Source organism: Parendozoicomonas verongulae (assembly GCF_009711465.1).
Lineage (GTDB): Bacteria > Pseudomonadota > Gammaproteobacteria > Pseudomonadales > Endozoicomonadaceae > Sansalvadorimonas > Sansalvadorimonas verongulae.
The window spans coordinates 1-1,101 of sequence record NZ_SMME01000599.1 but is presented as its reverse complement, the minus strand read 5'-3'; the positions used below and the strand labels follow the sequence as shown (position 1 = coordinate 1,101).

The window sequence follows — 1,101 nt, the reverse complement described above, 5'->3', positions numbered from 1 at the left end:
GGCCTGTCCCCTGTGTGGATGCGCTTATGTCTGATGAGATGACAGGAGTGGACGAAAGACTGATTGCACCCATCATGGTCACAGACAAAGCGTTTATTCCCTGCGTGAGTGCGCTTATGGACGGTGAGGTTGTCGGATGTGGTAAACACTTTGTTACACCCGTTCTGATCACAGACAAAGGGCTTTTTCCCTGTGTGGATGCGTTTGTGGACGTTGAGATTTCCGGATGTGATAAAAGTTTTGTTGCATCCGTCAAAGTTAGGTGAAAGACTTGCTGCACCCGTCAAAGTCGCAGACAAAGGGCCTGTCCCCTGTGTGGATGAGCTTGTGTCTGGTGAGATGAAATAATTGGGTAAAACGCTTGTCGCATCCGTCAAAGTCACAGACAAAGGACTTACCCCCAGTGTGGATGCGTTTGTGGGCGGTGAGATTACCGGATGTAGTGAATGCCTGGTTTGTGTTTGTGCTTGGTGAGATGACTGGATGTAGTGAACGACCCGTGAGATCGCCGGATTGGGAAAAGGCTTGTGAGGTGACTGGATGAAGTGAAAGACTTGTCGCATCCGTCCTGGTCACAGACAAAGGGCTTCTCTCCTGTGTGGATGCGCTTGTGGTTGGTGAGATTACAAGTTGTGGTAAACGCTTTATGGCATCCACCCTGGTCACAGACAAAAGGTTTGTCCCCTGTGTGGGTGCGTTTGTGGACGGTGAGATAACCGGATGAGTTGAAAGATTTGTTACACCCGCCCTGGTCACAGATAAAGGGGGCCTCTCCCCTGTGTGGGTGCGTTTGTGGGCGCTGAGATGGCCGGATGCGATGAATGACTTGTTGCACCCGTCCTGCTCAGGTGAAAGACTTGCTGCACCCGTCAAAGTCGGACAAAAGGTTTGTCCCCTGTGTGGATGCGCTTGTGTCTGCTAATCGCCGGATTGGGTGAAAGACTTGTTGCATCCGTCATGGTCACAGGCAAAGGGCTTCTTCCCTGTATGCGAGCGCTTGTGTTTGGTGAGCTCGCCAGATGTGGTGAAAGATTTGTTGCATCCGCCCTGGTCACAGGCAAAAGGCCTGCTCCCTGTGTGGGTGCGCTTGTGCCTGGTGAG

At 52.0% G+C, this 1,101-nt stretch carries 2 protein-coding genes; both read left to right on the top strand.

Annotated elements, in window-relative coordinates; all coding sequences use genetic code 11:
- The coding region (locus E1189_RS24850; RefSeq protein WP_230460001.1) for a hypothetical protein at nucleotides 1-266 on the top strand (266 nt) is incomplete at its 5' end.
- Between the two features lie 631 nt (nucleotides 267-897).
- Nucleotides 898-1,101 (top strand): hypothetical protein (locus tag E1189_RS24845; protein ID WP_230460000.1); only part of this gene is annotated, 204 nt, incomplete at its 3' end.